The organism is Breoghania corrubedonensis (assembly GCF_003053845.1).
GTDB classification, from domain to species: Bacteria; Pseudomonadota; Alphaproteobacteria; order Rhizobiales; family Stappiaceae; genus Breoghania; species Breoghania corrubedonensis.
The window spans coordinates 37,045-52,071 of the sequence record NZ_QAYG01000007.1; the positions used below are offsets into that span (position 1 = coordinate 37,045).

General features: G+C 62.6%; 15 protein-coding genes. 3 read left to right on the forward strand and 12 right to left on the reverse strand.

Annotation, left to right across the window (positions count from 1 at the left end; translation table 11 throughout):
- Positions 1 to 39 precede the first annotated feature (39 nt).
- From C8N35_RS16735 to C8N35_RS16745, 3 genes are all read left to right on the forward strand, one after another.
- Positions 40 to 1,404: a formimidoylglutamate deiminase gene (locus C8N35_RS16735; RefSeq protein ID WP_107990867.1), complete on the forward strand. Its 1,365-nt coding sequence runs from the start codon at positions 40 to 42 to the stop codon at positions 1,402 to 1,404.
- A gap of 206 nt (positions 1,405 to 1,610) precedes the next feature.
- Positions 1,611 to 2,612, forward strand: a complete 1,002-nt coding sequence (gene dgcN, locus C8N35_RS16740; RefSeq protein ID WP_107991014.1) for an N-acetyltransferase DgcN — start codon at positions 1,611 to 1,613, stop codon at positions 2,610 to 2,612.
- Positions 2,613 to 2,811: 199 nt separating this feature from the next.
- Complete coding sequence (locus C8N35_RS16745; RefSeq protein ID WP_107990868.1) at positions 2,812 to 3,666, forward strand: D-amino-acid transaminase; 855 nt, start codon at positions 2,812 to 2,814, stop codon at positions 3,664 to 3,666.
- 84 nt (positions 3,667 to 3,750) lie between these two features.
- On the opposite strand, the gene C8N35_RS16750 is transcribed toward C8N35_RS16745, so the two are convergent.
- From C8N35_RS16750 to C8N35_RS16810, 12 genes are all read right to left on the reverse strand, one after another.
- Positions 3,751 to 4,650, reverse strand: coding sequence for a flagellin (locus tag C8N35_RS16750; RefSeq protein WP_107990869.1), 900 nt, complete (start codon positions 4,648 to 4,650; stop codon positions 3,751 to 3,753).
- 12 nt (positions 4,651 to 4,662) lie between these two features.
- Positions 4,663 to 6,039, reverse strand: a complete 1,377-nt coding sequence (gene flgK / locus C8N35_RS16755) for a flagellar hook-associated protein FlgK (RefSeq protein WP_107990870.1) — start codon at positions 6,037 to 6,039, stop codon at positions 4,663 to 4,665.
- A gap of 32 nt (positions 6,040 to 6,071) precedes the next feature.
- Positions 6,072 to 6,578, reverse strand: coding sequence for a flagellar export chaperone FlgN (locus C8N35_RS16760; protein WP_107990871.1), 507 nt, complete (start codon positions 6,576 to 6,578; stop codon positions 6,072 to 6,074).
- 11 nt (positions 6,579 to 6,589) lie between these two features.
- Positions 6,590 to 6,802 (reverse strand): hypothetical protein, encoded by a 213-nt coding sequence (locus tag C8N35_RS16765; protein WP_146177423.1) that lies wholly within the window; start codon positions 6,800 to 6,802, stop codon positions 6,590 to 6,592.
- A gap of 44 nt (positions 6,803 to 6,846) precedes the next feature.
- Positions 6,847 to 8,106 (reverse strand): flagellar hook protein FlgE, encoded by a 1,260-nt coding sequence (gene flgE / locus C8N35_RS16770; RefSeq protein WP_107990873.1) that lies wholly within the window; start codon positions 8,104 to 8,106, stop codon positions 6,847 to 6,849.
- A 10-nt stretch (positions 8,107 to 8,116) separates the two neighbouring features.
- A complete protein-coding gene (locus C8N35_RS16775) occupies positions 8,117 to 8,782 on the reverse strand; it encodes a flagellar hook assembly protein FlgD (protein WP_107990874.1) in 666 nt (221 codons plus the stop codon).
- A gap of 187 nt (positions 8,783 to 8,969) precedes the next feature.
- Positions 8,970 to 9,443 carry a periplasmic heavy metal sensor gene (locus tag C8N35_RS16780; protein WP_107990875.1) on the reverse strand — a complete coding sequence of 158 codons (474 nt, stop codon included), beginning with the start codon at positions 9,441 to 9,443 and terminating at the stop codon, positions 8,970 to 8,972.
- A gap of 19 nt (positions 9,444 to 9,462) precedes the next feature.
- Positions 9,463 to 10,035, reverse strand: coding sequence for a hypothetical protein (locus tag C8N35_RS24045; protein WP_210203568.1), 573 nt, complete (start codon positions 10,033 to 10,035; stop codon positions 9,463 to 9,465).
- A 200-nt stretch (positions 10,036 to 10,235) separates the two neighbouring features.
- On the reverse strand, positions 10,236 to 10,646 hold the full coding sequence (locus tag C8N35_RS16790; RefSeq protein WP_107990876.1) for a flagellar export chaperone FliS: 411 nt from the start codon (positions 10,644 to 10,646) through the stop codon (positions 10,236 to 10,238).
- Between the two features lie 2 nt (positions 10,647 to 10,648).
- A complete protein-coding gene (fliD, locus tag C8N35_RS16795) occupies positions 10,649 to 12,340 on the reverse strand; it encodes a flagellar filament capping protein FliD (protein WP_107990877.1) in 1,692 nt (563 codons plus the stop codon).
- A 142-nt stretch (positions 12,341 to 12,482) separates the two neighbouring features.
- Positions 12,483 to 14,039 carry a flagellin N-terminal helical domain-containing protein gene (locus C8N35_RS24535; protein WP_170122141.1) on the reverse strand — a complete coding sequence of 519 codons (1,557 nt, stop codon included), beginning with the start codon at positions 14,037 to 14,039 and terminating at the stop codon, positions 12,483 to 12,485.
- A 159-nt stretch (positions 14,040 to 14,198) separates the two neighbouring features.
- Entirely contained in the window at positions 14,199 to 14,867 is a 669-nt protein-coding gene (locus C8N35_RS16810) for an RNA polymerase sigma factor (protein ID WP_107991016.1), read from the reverse strand.
- Positions 14,868 to 15,027 lie beyond the last annotated feature (160 nt).

Consider the following 15,027-nt stretch of genomic DNA (forward strand, 5'->3'; position numbering starts at 1 on the left):
GTTCACGACAGATCCCCCAAGTGATTGGACAAAAAGAAGATGTCATCCAATTCCATCCATGCCCGCGCCGCTCTGCTCGACGACGGTTGGGCCGAAAACGTCCGGCTTGTTCTGGATGGTGGCGTGATCTCGGGGGTCGAGGCCGGCGTTGAGGCCCATGCGGAGGATGAACGCGTCGATCATCTCGTGCCGGCCATGGGCAACCATCACAGCCACGCCTTCCAGCGCGCCATGTCGGGGCTGGCGGAGAAACGCGGCCAGGGCACGGACACGTTCTGGACCTGGCGGGACGTGATGTATCGCTTCGCGCTCGCCATGAACCCCGATCAGATGGAGGCCGTGGCCGCCCAGCTCTACGTGGAGATGGTGGAGGCGGGCTTTTGCCGCGTCGGCGAGTTTCACTATCTCCACAATGACCGTGACGGGCTCCCCTACGCCAATCGCGGCGAGATGTCGGAACGCATCGTGGCGGCTGCCGGCGAGGCGGGTATCGGTCTCACCCTGCTGCCGGCGTTCTACGCGCATTCGAATTTCGGCGGGCTGGCGCCGAATGACGGTCAACGCCGGTTCATCAATGATCTAGCGGGCTTTGAGGACCTGCTTGCACGATGCAGGGACATGGCGGCGACCCACCACGGCGTTTCGGTCGGTGTGGCACCGCACAGCCTGCGTGCCGTCACGCCGCAAGAGCTGGATGCGCTGGTCGCGATGGCCGGAGACGATCCGATCCATATCCATGTCGCGGAGCAGGAAAAGGAAGTCGCCGATTGCCTCGAGTGGTGCGGACAGCGGCCGCTCGAGTGGCTTCTTGCCCATGCGCCCGTGAACGAACGCTGGTGTCTCATCCATTCCACGCACCTGACGGGCGACGAGCTTGACGGCATCGTCCACGCTGGTGCCACCGTGGGCCTTTGTCCTGTCACCGAAGGCAATCTCGGAGACGGCGTCTTTCCGGCCGCCGATCTACTGCGAAATGGCGGGCGGTTCGGAATTGGCACCGATTCCAACGTCTCAGTCGGCGTGGCCGGAGAACTTCGCCAACTGGAGTACAGCCAGCGCCTCGCGCAACGACAGCGAAGCGTGGTGGCGCGGCAAGGCTGGTCGAGCGGTCGTGTGCTCTTTTCCGAGGCGCGCCGGGGCGGGCAGGCGGCGCTCAACTTTTCGGTCGATATCGAGCAAGGCGCACCGGCGACATTCGTCACCTTCGACAGCGCCAGCGTTCCCTGGCTTTCGCGCGACAGTCTCCTCGATGCGTGGATTTTCGGCGATGCGTTGCGGCCGGACGGCGTGTGGATCGACGGGCGCCAGATGGTGGCTGAAGGGCGGCACGTCGCGGCCGGTCCTGTCGCGGAGCGTTTCCGCAGGACCATGACCGAGCTGCTGCGCGAAACCGGGCTGCAATAGCGAGCGCACCCGGTCGCCCTGGCCGGCGCGGTCTGGCGGTGGCTGCCGTACCGAATTTCACGAAAGCCATCTTGCCGGCCTCGCGCGGCTTGGGCATTGTCGCGTCATGGCCATTGTCGCACAGCCGGCCCCCGGCTCCGCACGACAAGGCGCAATTCCTGCATGCCGGTGCCTCATCCGGTAACATCCAACAGAGCGCTCGCTTCATGATCGAAACTCCCTATCTGCTGTTCCTGGGCGATGCGCCCGATTCTCTCGCTGCCAAGGTCGCCCAGGGCATCAAGGACTGGCGCCCCGAAAATGCGCGCGGTCAGTTGCGCCTTGAAGGCTGCAAGGCAGATCTCCGCCTGCCGGACATGACGATCGCGCAGGCGGTCGAGGCCGGGGTGAAGACGCTCGTGATCGGCGTCGCGAACCGAGGCGGCGTGATCTCGCCGATGTGGAAATCCGTGCTGCTGGAAGCGCTCGATGCCGGCCTCGACATTGCCTCCGGATTGCACAATCTGCTGCGTGACGAGGCGGATCTCGCGGAAAAGGCCAAGGCCACCGGCCGCACGTTACATGACGTGCGCGTGCCGTCCGTGCGTTATCCGATCGCCAACGGCAAGAAGCGGACGGGCAAACGCGTGCTCGCGGTGGGGACGGATTGCTCGGTCGGCAAGATGTACACCGGGCTTTGCGTGGAAAAGGCGATGCTTGCGCGCGGGCGCAAGGCAACCTTCCGCGCGACCGGCCAGACCGGCATCCTGATCACCGGCGACGGTGTGCCGCTCGATGCGGTGGTGGCCGATTTCATGGCCGGCGCGATTGAATATCTGACGCCCGATAACGAAGCCGATCACTGGGATATCATCGAAGGGCAGGGCAGCCTGTTCCACGCCTCCTATTCGGGCGTGACGATGGCGCTCGTCCACGGCGGTCAACCTGATGCGCTGATCCTGTGTCACGAGCCGAACCGCCCGCACATGCGCGGCCTGCCGGACTATACGTTGCCGAGCCTGGAAGATGTGCGCGACGTCGCGCTGCGGCTCGCCCGGGTCGTCAATCCGGTCTGTCAGGTCGTCGGTGTCTCGCTCAACACGTCCGCGCTGTCCGACGAGGAGGCCCTGGCGCTTTGCAAGGAAACCGAGGACCGGCTCGGGCTTGCCACCATCGATCCGTTCCGCCACGGCGCGGAAAAGCTGGCCGATGCGCTGGATGCACTGTGACGACATGTTCCGATCCGATTGAAACGATCTGATCGAAAGGAATATGCTCAATCAACTGGTTCGGGAGCGGGGTTTGCCGGTTGGACGATGTCGCCGGTCTGAAAGACGCCCCAGGGCGGAAGGGATGACGGCCGAGCGTCCATCCCTTCGCCCCGCCGGCGCATTGCGCTGCGTCTCCCGCGGAATTCTGAGGTCTTGAATGCGTACTGTCTATGTGAATGGCAATTTCCTGCCGGAAGAAGAGGCAACGGTTTCGGTTTTCGACCGCGGGTTTCTGTTCGCCGACGCCATCTATGAAGTGACGTCGGTTCTCGATGGAAAGCTCATCGATTTCTCCGGGCACATGACGCGACTTCATCGCTCGCTTGATGCGCTCGGCATGGCGATGCCGATGAAGGATGCCGATCTTCTCGCGATCCACCGTGAGCTGGTCAGCCGCAATGCACTGAGCGAGGGCCTGGTCTACCTGCAGATCTCGCGTGGCGCGGAAGACCGCGATTTTGCCTTCCCCGGCCCCGACGTTCCGCCGACGGTTGTCTTGTTCACGCAGGAAAAGCAGATCATCGAGAGTGCGCTCGTCAAGCGCGGGCAGAAGGTCATCACGACCGACGATCTTCGCTGGCGGCGATGCGACATCAAGACGGTGCAGCTCCTGTGGGCTTCGATCGTCAAGAACGAGGCGAAGGCCAAGGGTGCGGATGATGCCTGGATGGTGCGTGACGGCTACGTGACCGAGGGCTCCTCCAACAACGCCTACATCGTCACCACCGACGGGACGATCGTGACGCGCGATATCTCCAACGACATCCTGGCGGGGATCACGCGCACCGCGGTGCTGAAATGCGCCGCCGAAATCGGCGTCACGGTAGAGGAACGCGCCTTCACGGTGGCGGAGGCGAAGGCCGCCAGGGAAGCGTTCTCGACGTCTGCGACGGGCTTCGTCACGCCGGTCATCGCGATCGACGGAGAGCCTGTTGGGGACGGCAAGCCGGGGCCGGTCGCGGCGCGTCTGCGCGAGATCTACATCGAGATGAGCCGTGCCGCTGCCATCTGAACGACGCGGCTTGCCGATTTGGAGTGTTGCAGGGGGCCCCGGCAAGGGCGGCCCCCTGAATGCGGGGTCGTCCGTTTCAGGCCATTACAGATAGTCCAGCAGACTGAGGCTGGTGAGTTTGCCAACGGCGGCGTAACTCGCCTCCAGCTGGGTTTCGTATTGCGCGACCTCCACTGCGACGGTGGCGAGGTCGGCTGAGCGGATATCCTCGACCGAGCTTTCGGTGAGCGCGACGAGATCGTCCTGCTCGCTCTGCGCGTTTTCCAGCGAGGCAGCGGAAAGGCTGAGGCCGCTCTGGATGGCGATCACGGCGTCCTGAGCATCCACCAGCATGTCGGAAATCGCTTCCAGATCGTCACTGTTCAGCGAGTCCGCATTGGCGATGTAGGAGAGTGCGCGGATGGTCTTTTCGAAGGCATCGTTGTCGGCCGTGACGCCGTAGGAGACCGTGCGTTCCGATCCGACCTGCACCGAGATGATCGTGTCGTCGCCGGTGTAGTAGCTGGTATCGGCGGTATCGAGATCCGTTCCGCCGGTGTAGCTGTCCAGATCGACCGGGGTCTCCTGGGTGTTGCCCCCGGCAAAGAGATAGCGCCCTTCGTATTGCGTGTTGAGGAGGGATTCCACTTCCTCCAGCATACTCGACGCAAGGTCCTGCAGCGTGTCGATATCCGACGTGTCGACCGACGCCGCGGAGATTTCGGTGCGCGCCTGTGTCAGCGCATCGACGATGCTGCCGGTGGCGGAGTACATCACCTCGACGCGGTTCGTCGCCTGTTCGGCGGCCGAGGAATAGGATTCGGCGCGCGCTTTTGAGACCTCCAGATCAACCAGTTTTCCCGCGTCCGAACCAAGCCCGCCATAATCGGAGGAAATGAGGCCGGAGGCTTCCTGGGTCTGCTTCTCCGCAAGCTTCGCCTGTGTCGTCAGGGCATAGTTCAGGAGGGTGCTCGACAAGGCGAATGTGGCGACACGCATGGCCATTTTTCGGCCTCCTTATGCAACGGCGGCAAGCAGCGACTCGAACATGTCCTGAACGGTGCTGAGCAGCTGCGCGGACGCGGAATAGAGCGTCTCCAGCTCCGACATTCGCGCCGTCTCCTCGTCGATATTGACGCCGTAAAGGGAGGAGATGCTGTCCGATACGGTTTCAAGCGCCGTGGTCGCCGTATCGAGTTTCGAGGTCGCGCTGGTCGCCTTGGAGACCACGTCGGTCAGGATGTCGCTGGCATAGTCGGCGAATGTCGTGGACGTGTCGCCGAAGCTGCCGGCGGCGGCAAAGTCCGTGTCTCCCTGAACGGCTCCGAGCAGCGCCTGCGCGGTTGAAGCCTGACCGCTCGTCCCCAGAATGGCCGTCGGCGTGGCGAGTATGCTGTCGCTGACCGCGATGTCGGAGGCGTCGCTGCCGCTCAGCAAGCCGGGGCTCACCGTATTGAGTTCATCGATCAGGCCGCTTGCCAGTTCATCGAGCGTGTCCTGGACGGCCGGCAGGGTCTCGTCGCGCAATGTCAGAAGCGCGCCGATCGTGCCGCTGTTGATGTCCCCGGTGATGTCGGCGCCATCGACCGTGACACCGGAAAGGCCGGAAGATGTGCCGTCATAGGTCCGGTCCGAGGTGACAATATTGGAGCTGTCGAAATCCAGATAGTGGGTGGAGTTGCCGACCAGAACCTGCCCGGATGTGGTGTAGACCTTCATCGTGCCGTTGTCGGAGATGAAGCTGGTGACGCCGAGCTGTTCGGAAAGTGTCACAAGGGCCTGGTTGCGCTGATCCTCGAGATCGGCGGTGGACTCCCCGCGCGCTGAGGCTGTGAGGATCTGGTCGTTCAGGTCGGAGATCGTGGTGATAGCGTCGTTGGCCGTCGCCACGGAATCTTCGATCGCGCTGTCCGCATCCTCGCGCAGGTCCTGTACGCTGGCTGAGGTGCTGCGCAGCTGCGATGCCAGTTCGTCGAGCTCGGTGACCGCAGTCGCGGCGAGCGTGGTGCTTTCCGGGGTGTTGACCAGATCCGAGAGGGCCGTTTCCAGTGTGGCGATCTGGTTCGCCAGCGATGTGCCGGATTCATCGCTGTTGGAGGTGGACCCCATCGCCGTCTGGAGCTGGTCGAGATAATCGGCTGTTGCGGTCGCGGAGGCTGCAACGGACGTGGCGTCCGCCAGATCGGAAATGAGAAGCTGCGATACCTTCGACGTCAGTCCGGAGACTTCGACGCCGGTGCCCACCCCGGACGTGGTGGTGGAAGAGACCGTCGCTTCCTTGCGCGTATAGCCGTCGGTGTCCGCATTGGCGATGTTGGCCGCGGTCACGGCCAGTTGCGACTGGGTGGCGGAAAGCGAACCGGTGGCGATGCTGCTTGCGACGTTCAGAGACATGATTGTCTCTCCTCAGGCTCGTGGGGAGCGTCTCAGGCCTCGACGCCCGGGCGTAGCGAAACGGGCCGGGCTGCGTAGGAGCGCTGTTCGTAGCGTCCGTTGCCGCCATAGGCCGAGGGACGTGTGGTCTCCTGCCGGATCGCGCGCATGATGGTTTCCACCCGGTGGCGGCTCGCAGCAATCGCCTTTTGCAGGCGGGTGCCGTTCTCGTTGAGCGCGGCGTTCAGGTCGCGGCCGCGTTCGAGCAACGCTGAGGCGAGTTCCGGCGTGGCCGTGGAAACCATCGCCTGTTGCAGCCTGACATCGCTGAAGAGCGCGCGAAACTCGTCGGCGAGCGCGTGCTTGCGCTCGACGATCTCGCCAAGTGGAACGGGCATGCCTTCGGCCAGGTGGCGGTTTTCCTGATCCATCAGTGTCAGCAGCGCATCAGCGAGCGAGATCATGTCCCTGATCGCCGTATCCACGTCGACCTGGGACGGCGCTGCGTCCTGGGGCGAAATGGTCGTGTCGGACGAGGCCTGAGGCCTGAAAGCTGTCATCACCGCCTCCTTCAGCGCGGGGGATTGGTCGTCATGGCCAGAGCGCGGGCATAGGACCCGGTGGCGGCCGTTGCGGCGTGAAGACGTTTGAGATCCTCGCCGACCGCCTCCTGACGGGCGACGAGCGCCGGGCGGAGCTCTGCGAGCGACTGGCGGAGGACCAGCAGGGCAAGCCGGTTTCGTGCCGGACCGTCGATGCGGCGGATGGCGTTTAGTTCCGTCATCCGCTGACGAAGGGCCTCAAGCAAGGGATCGCGGGGAGGCATGATCAGCGCACCGCACTCATCAACGTGTCGAACATGTCTGAGGCGGTCGACAGTATTTGCGAGGAGGCCGAATAGGCCTGCTGTGCCGACAGCATGCGGCTGAATTCCTCACTGGTATCGGTGGTGCTCGATTCCAGATAACCGCCATTGATGGACCCGGCGCTGCCGGAGCCCGCCTCCTGGATGATGCTGGTGCCCGAGGTGTTCGTGCTGGCGTAAACGCCGCCGCTCATCTCCTGCAGACCGTTCTCGTTGCCGAAAGTGGCCACCGGGATCTTGTAAATCGTGCGGCTCTCGCCGTTGGTGTAGCTGGCGACGACGGAGCCATCGTCGGTAATCTCCACGCCCGACAGCGAGCCATAGGCGAGACCGTCCTGGCTGATTGAATCGATCGTGATGCTCGGTTCGCTGGAGTCGGAGGAAAGCTGGGTGAGGCCGTCCGACTTGCCGACGGTGCCGAGGTTCAGCGTGATCGTGCTGTCGGCCGCGCCTGTCGACCAGTCGGAAATGGAGATCGTGGCCGGGTCGGGATTGGTGGAGGCGAGCGAACCGTCTTCGTTGAAGGTGAGTTCGATCGCCGTTGTCGACGTATCGCCGCCATCGACGCCGGTGGAGGAAACCGTGGGGTCGGAGAACGACATCTCCCAGGTATTCTCGTCCGTCTTCTCCCAGGTCACTTCCATCGTGGAGCTGGTACCCAGAGAATCGTAGACCTCGACGGTGGTCGAGAACGTGTCGCCCACCGCCGCATCCGCGGGCAGGTTCGCCTGCATGTCGATCTCGGTCGTGGCGCCGACGGAACTCTGGTAGGCGTCGGTGTCGATCGCGACCAGCGAGCTTTCGCTGGTTCCGCCCATGATGTTGCCGTCTTCGTCGGTCTCCCAACCCATCAGATAATAGTCGCCGTTGACGAGGTAACCTTCGTTGTCGATCTCGAACTCGCCGTTGCGGGTGTAGTAGGAGGAGCCGGTACCATCCGTGGTTGTGGATACAACGAAATAGCCCTCGCCATCGATGGCGAGATCGGTTTCCGACGAGGTGGCGGTGAGAAGTCCCTGCGCGGAGTTGTTTGAACGGGTGGAACTGGTCACGCCGCCCGAGCTGCTCGACCCGGAACTCGCCACCAGGCTTTCGAACGAGGTCGAGTTGGCCTTGTAGGCGGTGGTTCCGGAATTGGAGAGGTTATCGGCGATGTTGGAAAGCGCCTGGCTCTGGGCGTAGAGCGAAGAGACGGCCGAATTCAGTGCACCTGCAATACTCACGGCGTGCTCCTTAGGACTGGATACTGAGAATGTTGTCGACCTGGATTTCCGCGCCACCGATCTGGAGAACCGTCTCGCCGGAGGAGGAATCGATGCCTGTGACGAGGCCGGTCACCGTGGTGGTGCCGTCGATCGCATCGCCGTCCGCGTCGGTCGCGTTGACGGAAATCGTGTAGGAGCCGCCGTCGGCGAGTTGGGTGCCGTCGGTGGTCGTGCCGTCCCAGGTGAAGGTGTGGGAGCCGCTGTCGGTCTCGCCGTCACCGGTCCATACGGTGTTGCCGTCGGAATCGGTGATCGTGATCGTCGTGCTCTCGGCATCCGACTCCAGCGAGTAGCCCCAGGTCGCGGAGCCGTCCTGCAACGAGGTCGTGTTGCCGTAGGCCTCGACGGTGGTGCCGAGATAGCCGAGCCCGGATCCGGAGATCATGCTGTCGACGGAATCGACGAGCGTGCCCAGTTGTTCGCTGATCGAGTTCTGGGTGTCGTAGCTCGCATAGGAGACCATCCGATCGAGGTACGTATCGGTATCGGTCGGATCGAGCGGGTTCTGGCTCTGAAGCTGTTCCAGCATCAGCTCGAGGAAATCTTCACTTGTCAGGCCAAGTGATGAAGAGCTCGATGAGGATGTCGTTGTTGTGGTCGTCGCACTGTAGCTATTGACCGTGGATATGGTCATCTCCGCACCGCCGATATTCGCTGTGACGAACTGGCGAGCGGTCGATCATTCTATATTGAGGATCGGGCCGCTCGTTCTTCATAAGAAACGGGCGACAAGCGGAGATCAGGCGAAGTAATTTAAAGAAATTACAAGGAAAATATTGCCGATAGGACGTTTTTACCTAGGAAAAAAGTGTGACCGATTTTCACCGGGGCGGCGGTGGTGGTCCTGGAGGCCCAAGCGGGCCGCGCTCGATGATGCGTCCGACGGCACGACGGTCATCACGACCAAGCAACTGGAGCGCTTCGGAGGCGTTGTGAATGGTCCACGAGTCGAATTCGTTGCGCGTGCGCATGATCTCGGCAAGAGCTTCGTCGAAGGCCGGCTTGTCGAATTGCGGCGCCTCCAGGGCCTCGATCATCTTTTCGCGGGTAATGCGGGTGCCGCTCTCCATCTCATGGAAATGCGGCCGCACCTGCTCGATCAAGGCGTGAATGCGTTCGTAGCCGTCCTTGGAAAGCCGCTCCTTCATCAGGCGGTCAATGCCGGCCAACGGCCCCGAAGGAGGGGGCGGACGATAAAAGCTCTGGCTGGAGATCCATCCGGCGAGAAACAGATTTGCTGCAACGGAAACGAAAAGCAGATTCGCGAGCAGAACGGCGACGCGCCGGCTTGTCATGAAATGGGTCCGCCTCGGTTCAGGTGCGGTCGAGATAGGTAAAAAGCGATGCCATCACGTTGTAGGATGACGAATCAGTACTTTGCGGATTGAAGATGTATCCGGCGCCAAGGCCGGCTGCAAAACATATGGCGAGCGCCAGTGCCGGTCTCGCCAGATTGCCCGAACCGAAAACGAGCAGAGCCAGCTCGCGATACCATCTCGTCGCTGCTTGCGCGGATTGTCGGGGCGGAATGGCCGTTGCTGGAACCGGACGCGCCATGGCGGCGATCCGGGCTGCGCGCGCGCCCATTTCGGGGGAAAGGCGCGCGGCGGAACCGCCACTGGCGGAAACAAGGGCGGGTTCGGTACCCGATGGCGTGCTCGTTTCGCTCATGGCGCGCGTGACGATACGGTCGGCGAGGCCCGCCGGCGCCTTGATCGCGGGGGTGGCGGCGAAGAGGCGGTCGAGCCCTCTGGCCTCGTCCAGAAGCTGGCGCGCGTCGGCGCTTTCGGCCAGCAGGGTCTCAGCTGCACCGGCCGCATCCTGCGGCCATGCCCCGATTTCAGGACCGAACTGATCGAGCCGATCTTCGAATTCTTCGAGTTTCATGGCTTCCCTTGCTCCCGTGCCGCCCGACGAGACGACGCAGCAGTATCAGTTGGATACAGAACGTACATCTCGGGCGAAAGTGAGTCCATGTCGGGGCAATACTGTCCCCCGGCCACAACGATCGTCGCGAGGCGATGATGAGCGGAACGGTCCCGATCGAGCGATGCGGAGGGGAATGGGCAGACCCGGTCCCGGTCCCGTTATTCCGCCGCTTCCGCTGGCATCCCGCGCGCGGGAAGGGTCGTCATCGTCGCCCAGGCGTCGCGCAGTTCGGTCAGCCCCTCCGCCAGCCGGTGATAACGCTCGACGGCGTCCGGCTTGCCGGCAGTCTGGGTCAACGCCAGGATTACGCTGGAGTAGACACCCATGAGTTGCTTGGCGACGCTACCGCCCGCGTCCATGTCGAGCGCCTGGCGCAGCCCGCGCAGGATGGTCACCGCCCTCAGCATCTGCGTCTGGGCCTCGTCATAGAGTTTTTCGTCCGTCGCTTCCGCCGCCCGTTGCGCGGCATTGATCGCTTCATCGTAGAGGAGCACCACAGCCTTCACGGGTGGCACGGTCGTCGTCGCCTTGCGGTAGGCCGAAATGGCCTGGTTCATCATCACGCTCATGGTCAATCGTTCCCGAGATTAAGAATGGCTTCGATGTAGTCGAGGGAGGATTCGGCCTCCTCGATCGCCGCCTGATAGGCGGCGTAGCGATCGGTCAGCATGTCTTCATAGGTGTCCGCGCGATCGCGGATATCGTCGGCCTTCTCCTCCAGATCCTCGTTGGTATCGTTCAGGCTCTCGATCATGTCGGTGAGGATGCTGTCATCCTCGTCGGCGACATCGTCGGTGGTGACGAACAGCTGCTCGGCGATGCCCGAGGAGAAGGTGAGGTCGACGGTCTGCGATTCGTCGCCGGTAAAGACCAGCGTGATACCCTCATATTCGCTGCCTTCCGCCCCGATGATGCGGCTGCCATCGACGGTGAACAGCGATGTGTCGCCGTCAACGGACACGCCGGTGAGGGTGCCATCCTCGTCGACAGTGATGTCGAGCGAGAGCTCCGAGGGCATGGAGGTGTTGCGGCGCAACAGCATTATGTCGTTGGATGAGCTGTCCATCTTGAAGGTGAGCAGGGACTCGACCGTGTCCAGATCGTCGAGGAGCGCGGCGTTGAGCGTCGACTCGTCGTATTCGAGATAGTTGTTCTCGTCGTAGGAAAGCCCCAGCAGCGCCATCGAGTCGCTGTCGATCATCGTCGACAGATCATCGGAGATGGAGGAATTGGTGGAGCGCAGCGTGCTGTCGGCAAACAGCGTGGCCTCGTCGGAGGCAGTGCCGGAAGTGCTCACTTCCTGCTGTGTGATGGCCCACTCGCGGTAAGCGTTGTAGGCGTCCACCAGTGCGATGATCGCTTCCTTGATGGCGGTCACATCGGAGGAAACCTCCACCGAAATCGAGGCGTCCTCGCCGGTCTCCTGGTAGAGATTGAAGGTCACGCCGTCGAGCACGTCATCGATCGTGTTGCTCGAGCGCGTGATCGTGATGCCGTCCAGGGTGATGATGGCGTCCTGGGCGGCCTGGATCTCGTTGGCGAAGTCGCCATTCTCGTCGGTGATGCCGAGCGCCTGGGCGATATCGGTGCCGTCGCCGGCGCTCATCACGATTTCCTGACCGGTCTCGGTGCCTGACAGGATGAGCTGATAGCTGTCGTCGGAGACCTTGAGCACGGTGGCCTGGACGCCGGTCGTGTCGGACTGTCCGTTGATCGTGGAGGCGATCTCGGCGAGGCTCATGTCCTCGGTAATGTCGAATTCAACCGCCTCGCCATCTTCCAGCGCGATCGTCAGGCTGCCCGCAAGGCCGAGTTCCTCGGAGTTCGATTCGTATTCCGCACTCGACAGCTTCTCCACCGTGGCAAGCTGCAGGATCTGGAGGTCGTAGGTGCCGATATCGGTGTCATCGTCGACGGTCACCACGACGGCGGATTCAGCGTCCACGTCGCCGACGGATGTCAGATAGGCTTCCCGATCGGCGAAGACGTCGTCGTCATCCAGGGTCGAACCGGTGGATCCGCGCAAGGCGGTTGCCGCGTCGTTGATGCCCTGCAGGAGGTCCTGCATTTCCTCGTAGGCGGCGATCTTCGTTTCATTTTCGGTGATCTTGACGTCGATCGCGTCGGCTGGAGCGGTTTTCGCGGCGACCGCGACCTCGATCAAGGCATCCCAGTCGATGTCGGCGGCGTTCGATGAGTAGGTATAGCTTGTGGCCGATGTCGATGATGCCGCTGCGGCGGTTGTGCTGGATACGTCGCTCATGCCGGGCTCTCGCGGGTTGCATGCCCGACCGTGATGCCTTGGCCGGCATTACGGTCGGGACGTCGTCTCGAATGACCGGGTCTTCCAGGGTTGCGACGGTTTCGGGGCTGTCGGGCCCCTTGGAAGACCCGGCCTCTTCTGCTTACTGCAGAAGCGACAGCAGGTTCTGCGGCATCTGGTTGGCCTGGGCAGCGGCAGCGACCGCAGCCTGCACCTTCACGGATGAAGCCGACAGAGACGCCTGCTCGGAGGCGATATCGACATCGCTGATGGCGGATTCCGCAGCCTCCAGATTTTCGATCGAAGTGTCGATCTGGGAGGAGCGGAATTCGAAGCGGGACATGGTGGCGCCCATCTCGGCGCGGGCGTTGGAGACCGTGTCGATCGCTGTGTCGAGGACCGAGAGAGCCTCCTCGGCGCCGGCCTGGGTGGAGACGTTGAGATCGGCGATGCCGAGATCGGTCGACGTCAGCGACTTGATGGTCAGGGTAATCGAGTCCGAGGCGTCCGAACCGACGATGATCTGGGACCCGGTCGTATCGGCGTCCGTCGACGTGCCAGTGGCCGAAGCGGTGGCGGTGGTCAGGCCCAGATCGGACAGCGCGAAGTCGGTCGTTCCGTCAAGGCTGCCGGTGAGGTTGTCGACGGCGACCGTCGCCTTCTCTCCGCTCGTGCGGCTGGTGAAGGTCAGCGCGCCGGTGTCGGCATCGAGGCTCGCCTCAACATCATAGTTGCCGTCCTCGACCAGCGCCGCATTGATCGAGCTGACGAGCTCGGCGGCCGTGTAGCCGACGTCCTCACTGGTATCGTTGGAGAGCGTCACGGTGGTGCCGTTGACGTCGAAAGTGACTTCCTCGCCGTCGGAGACGGTCAGCACGTCGGCAGCGGAGTAGGTCTCGGTGCCGTCGCTGTCGGTATCGGTCAGGCCGAGTGTCGTAAGGTCGGCCGAGCTCAAGGTGGTACCGGTGCCGGTGACATTGTCGATCGTGATGTCGGAACCGTCGGCCGACGTCAGCGTCATGCCGCTGGCGTCGACGCTCGCCGTCACGCCGGTGGTTTCGCTCTGGGCATTGATCGCATCGACGATGTCATCCGCCGTGATGGTCGTACCCGCCGCCGTGAGGGAGACGGATGTGCCGTTGACGTCGAAGCTCAGCGTGTCGCCGGCCGTGGCGGCGATCGTCGAGGACGAGGTCAGGGAGCTGGACGCGGTGGTCGCACCGGAGAGCGACGAGGTTACGGTCGCCGCCGTGGTCGTGGTGTCGTCGGCGAAGTCGGACGTGCCATCGAGCAGGCTCTGACCGTTATAGCGGGTCGATGTCGCGATGCCGTCGATTTCGTCCACGAGCTGGGAAAATTCAGCCTCGATGTAGGTCCGCTCGGTGTCCGTCACCGTGCCGGACGCCGACTGCGAGGCCAGCGTCTTCATACGCTCCAGGATGTCGGAGATGTTGGCGGCGCCGCCATCGGCGGTCTGCAGGATCGAAATGCCGTGCGAGGCGTTGGTGGAGGCCTGCTCGAGGGACGACACGTCGGAGGAGATCTTTGTGGCGATCGCTAGGCCGGCGGCGTCGTCGGAGGCCTTGGTGATGCGCGAACCGGATGCGAGCTTGGCCAGCGATTCCGACTGATCCGTGGAGTTGATGTTGAGGTAACGGACTGCGGTGTTTGCGGCGGTATTCGTCGAAATGACGGGCATGGTAGTCTCCTGACTTCTTCAAGATCAGCGCCCGCTGCCAGGCGCGACACTGACGCGCTTTCCTGCGCGCATGTCTCTCCAACGGTGGCGCTATCCGAAATCAGGCGATTTCTTCTTCTCGGATCTGATTTTTATGGTTATCAAAACGTAAACTTGTAGTTAATCTTTAGTAAACGTCGTCAGCACATCTCTGCCGCTGTTGCGCAGGATATGTTTGAGTTTCTGCCGTCCGCGCTTGAGCAATGACTCGACCGCGAAGACTGTCGTCTCCATGACTTCGGCGATTTCGGCGTTGCTCAAGGCCTCGGTGTAAGAGAGGACCAGCGCGACGCGTTGAGGCTCGGGAAGGCGCTCCATGGCGACGGCGAGCTCTGCGCTGGCCTCGTCGCGCAGCAGGCTCTGCATCTGGTCGTAATGCTCGTCGGCCACCTCCGGCAACACGTCCATGGCTTCGACCTTCGGCTTGCGCAGCATGTCGATGCAACGGTTGGTGACGACACGGTAGAGCCAGGTGGAGAACTTCGCCTTTCCCGGTTGCCATTCGCCACGGCGCGTCCATACCTGAAGAAACGCGTCCTGAACCACGTCTTCCGCATCGGCGGGCGAGCGCAAGATTCGCACGGCGACCGCATAGCCCCGGTCGACATGACGCTCCACGAGCAGCCGGAAGGCCGCCTCGTCCCCAGATCCGATAAGGTGCAGCAGCTCATCGTCGCTTGCTGCCTGCATGTCGCGTTCCGTTTTCTTCGCCCGATCCCGGGCGACCGGCTTGTTCATCTCCATGGCCGTACATTTGGCCAGCTCAGAAGTTGCCGTCGCGAAGGCCATATTCAGGTTCTCCCCGCCCGCCGCAGTCCCCACCGAACATTTCATCGGGGGTTCTCCTCTGGAACGGATGGAGAATAGAAATCAGGCTGTAAAAAAACCGTACAGAGTTGATTTATTTGAATAATAGTTAGGAATAATCTGCCTATTGCCGGGAAAAAAT

What these genes read in the sequence shown, in the direction of transcription:
- C8N35_RS16735 (WP_107990867.1), top strand. Translation starts at nt 40, where the DNA reads ATGTCATCCAATTCCATCCATGCCCGCGCCGCTCTGCTCGACGACGGT.
- dgcN (WP_107991014.1), top strand. Translation starts at nt 1,611, where the DNA reads ATGATCGAAACTCCCTATCTGCTGTTCCTGGGCGATGCGCCCGATTCT.
- C8N35_RS16745 (WP_107990868.1), top strand. Translation starts at nt 2,812, where the DNA reads ATGCGTACTGTCTATGTGAATGGCAATTTCCTGCCGGAAGAAGAGGCA.
- C8N35_RS16750 (WP_107990869.1), bottom strand. Translation starts at nt 4,650, where the DNA reads ATGGCCATGCGTGTCGCCACATTCGCCTTGTCGAGCACCCTCCTGAAC.
- flgK (WP_107990870.1), bottom strand. Translation starts at nt 6,039, where the DNA reads ATGTCTCTGAACGTCGCAAGCAGCATCGCCACCGGTTCGCTTTCCGCC.
- C8N35_RS16760 (WP_107990871.1), bottom strand. Translation starts at nt 6,578, where the DNA reads ATGACAGCTTTCAGGCCTCAGGCCTCGTCCGACACGACCATTTCGCCC.
- C8N35_RS16765 (WP_146177423.1), bottom strand. Translation starts at nt 6,802, where the DNA reads ATGACGGAACTAAACGCCATCCGCCGCATCGACGGTCCGGCACGAAAC.
- C8N35_RS16775 (WP_107990874.1), bottom strand. Translation starts at nt 8,782, where the DNA reads ATGACCATATCCACGGTCAATAGCTACAGTGCGACGACCACAACAACG.
- C8N35_RS16780 (WP_107990875.1), bottom strand. Translation starts at nt 9,443, where the DNA reads ATGACAAGCCGGCGCGTCGCCGTTCTGCTCGCGAATCTGCTTTTCGTT.
- C8N35_RS24045 (WP_210203568.1), bottom strand. Translation starts at nt 10,035, where the DNA reads ATGAAACTCGAAGAATTCGAAGATCGGCTCGATCAGTTCGGTCCTGAA.
- C8N35_RS16790 (WP_107990876.1), bottom strand. Translation starts at nt 10,646, where the DNA reads ATGAGCGTGATGATGAACCAGGCCATTTCGGCCTACCGCAAGGCGACG.
- fliD (WP_107990877.1), bottom strand. Translation starts at nt 12,340, where the DNA reads ATGAGCGACGTATCCAGCACAACCGCCGCAGCGGCATCATCGACATCG.
- C8N35_RS24535 (WP_170122141.1), bottom strand. Translation starts at nt 14,039, where the DNA reads ATGCCCGTCATTTCGACGAATACCGCCGCAAACACCGCAGTCCGTTAC.
- C8N35_RS16810 (WP_107991016.1), bottom strand. Translation starts at nt 14,867, where the DNA reads ATGGCCTTCGCGACGGCAACTTCTGAGCTGGCCAAATGTACGGCCATG.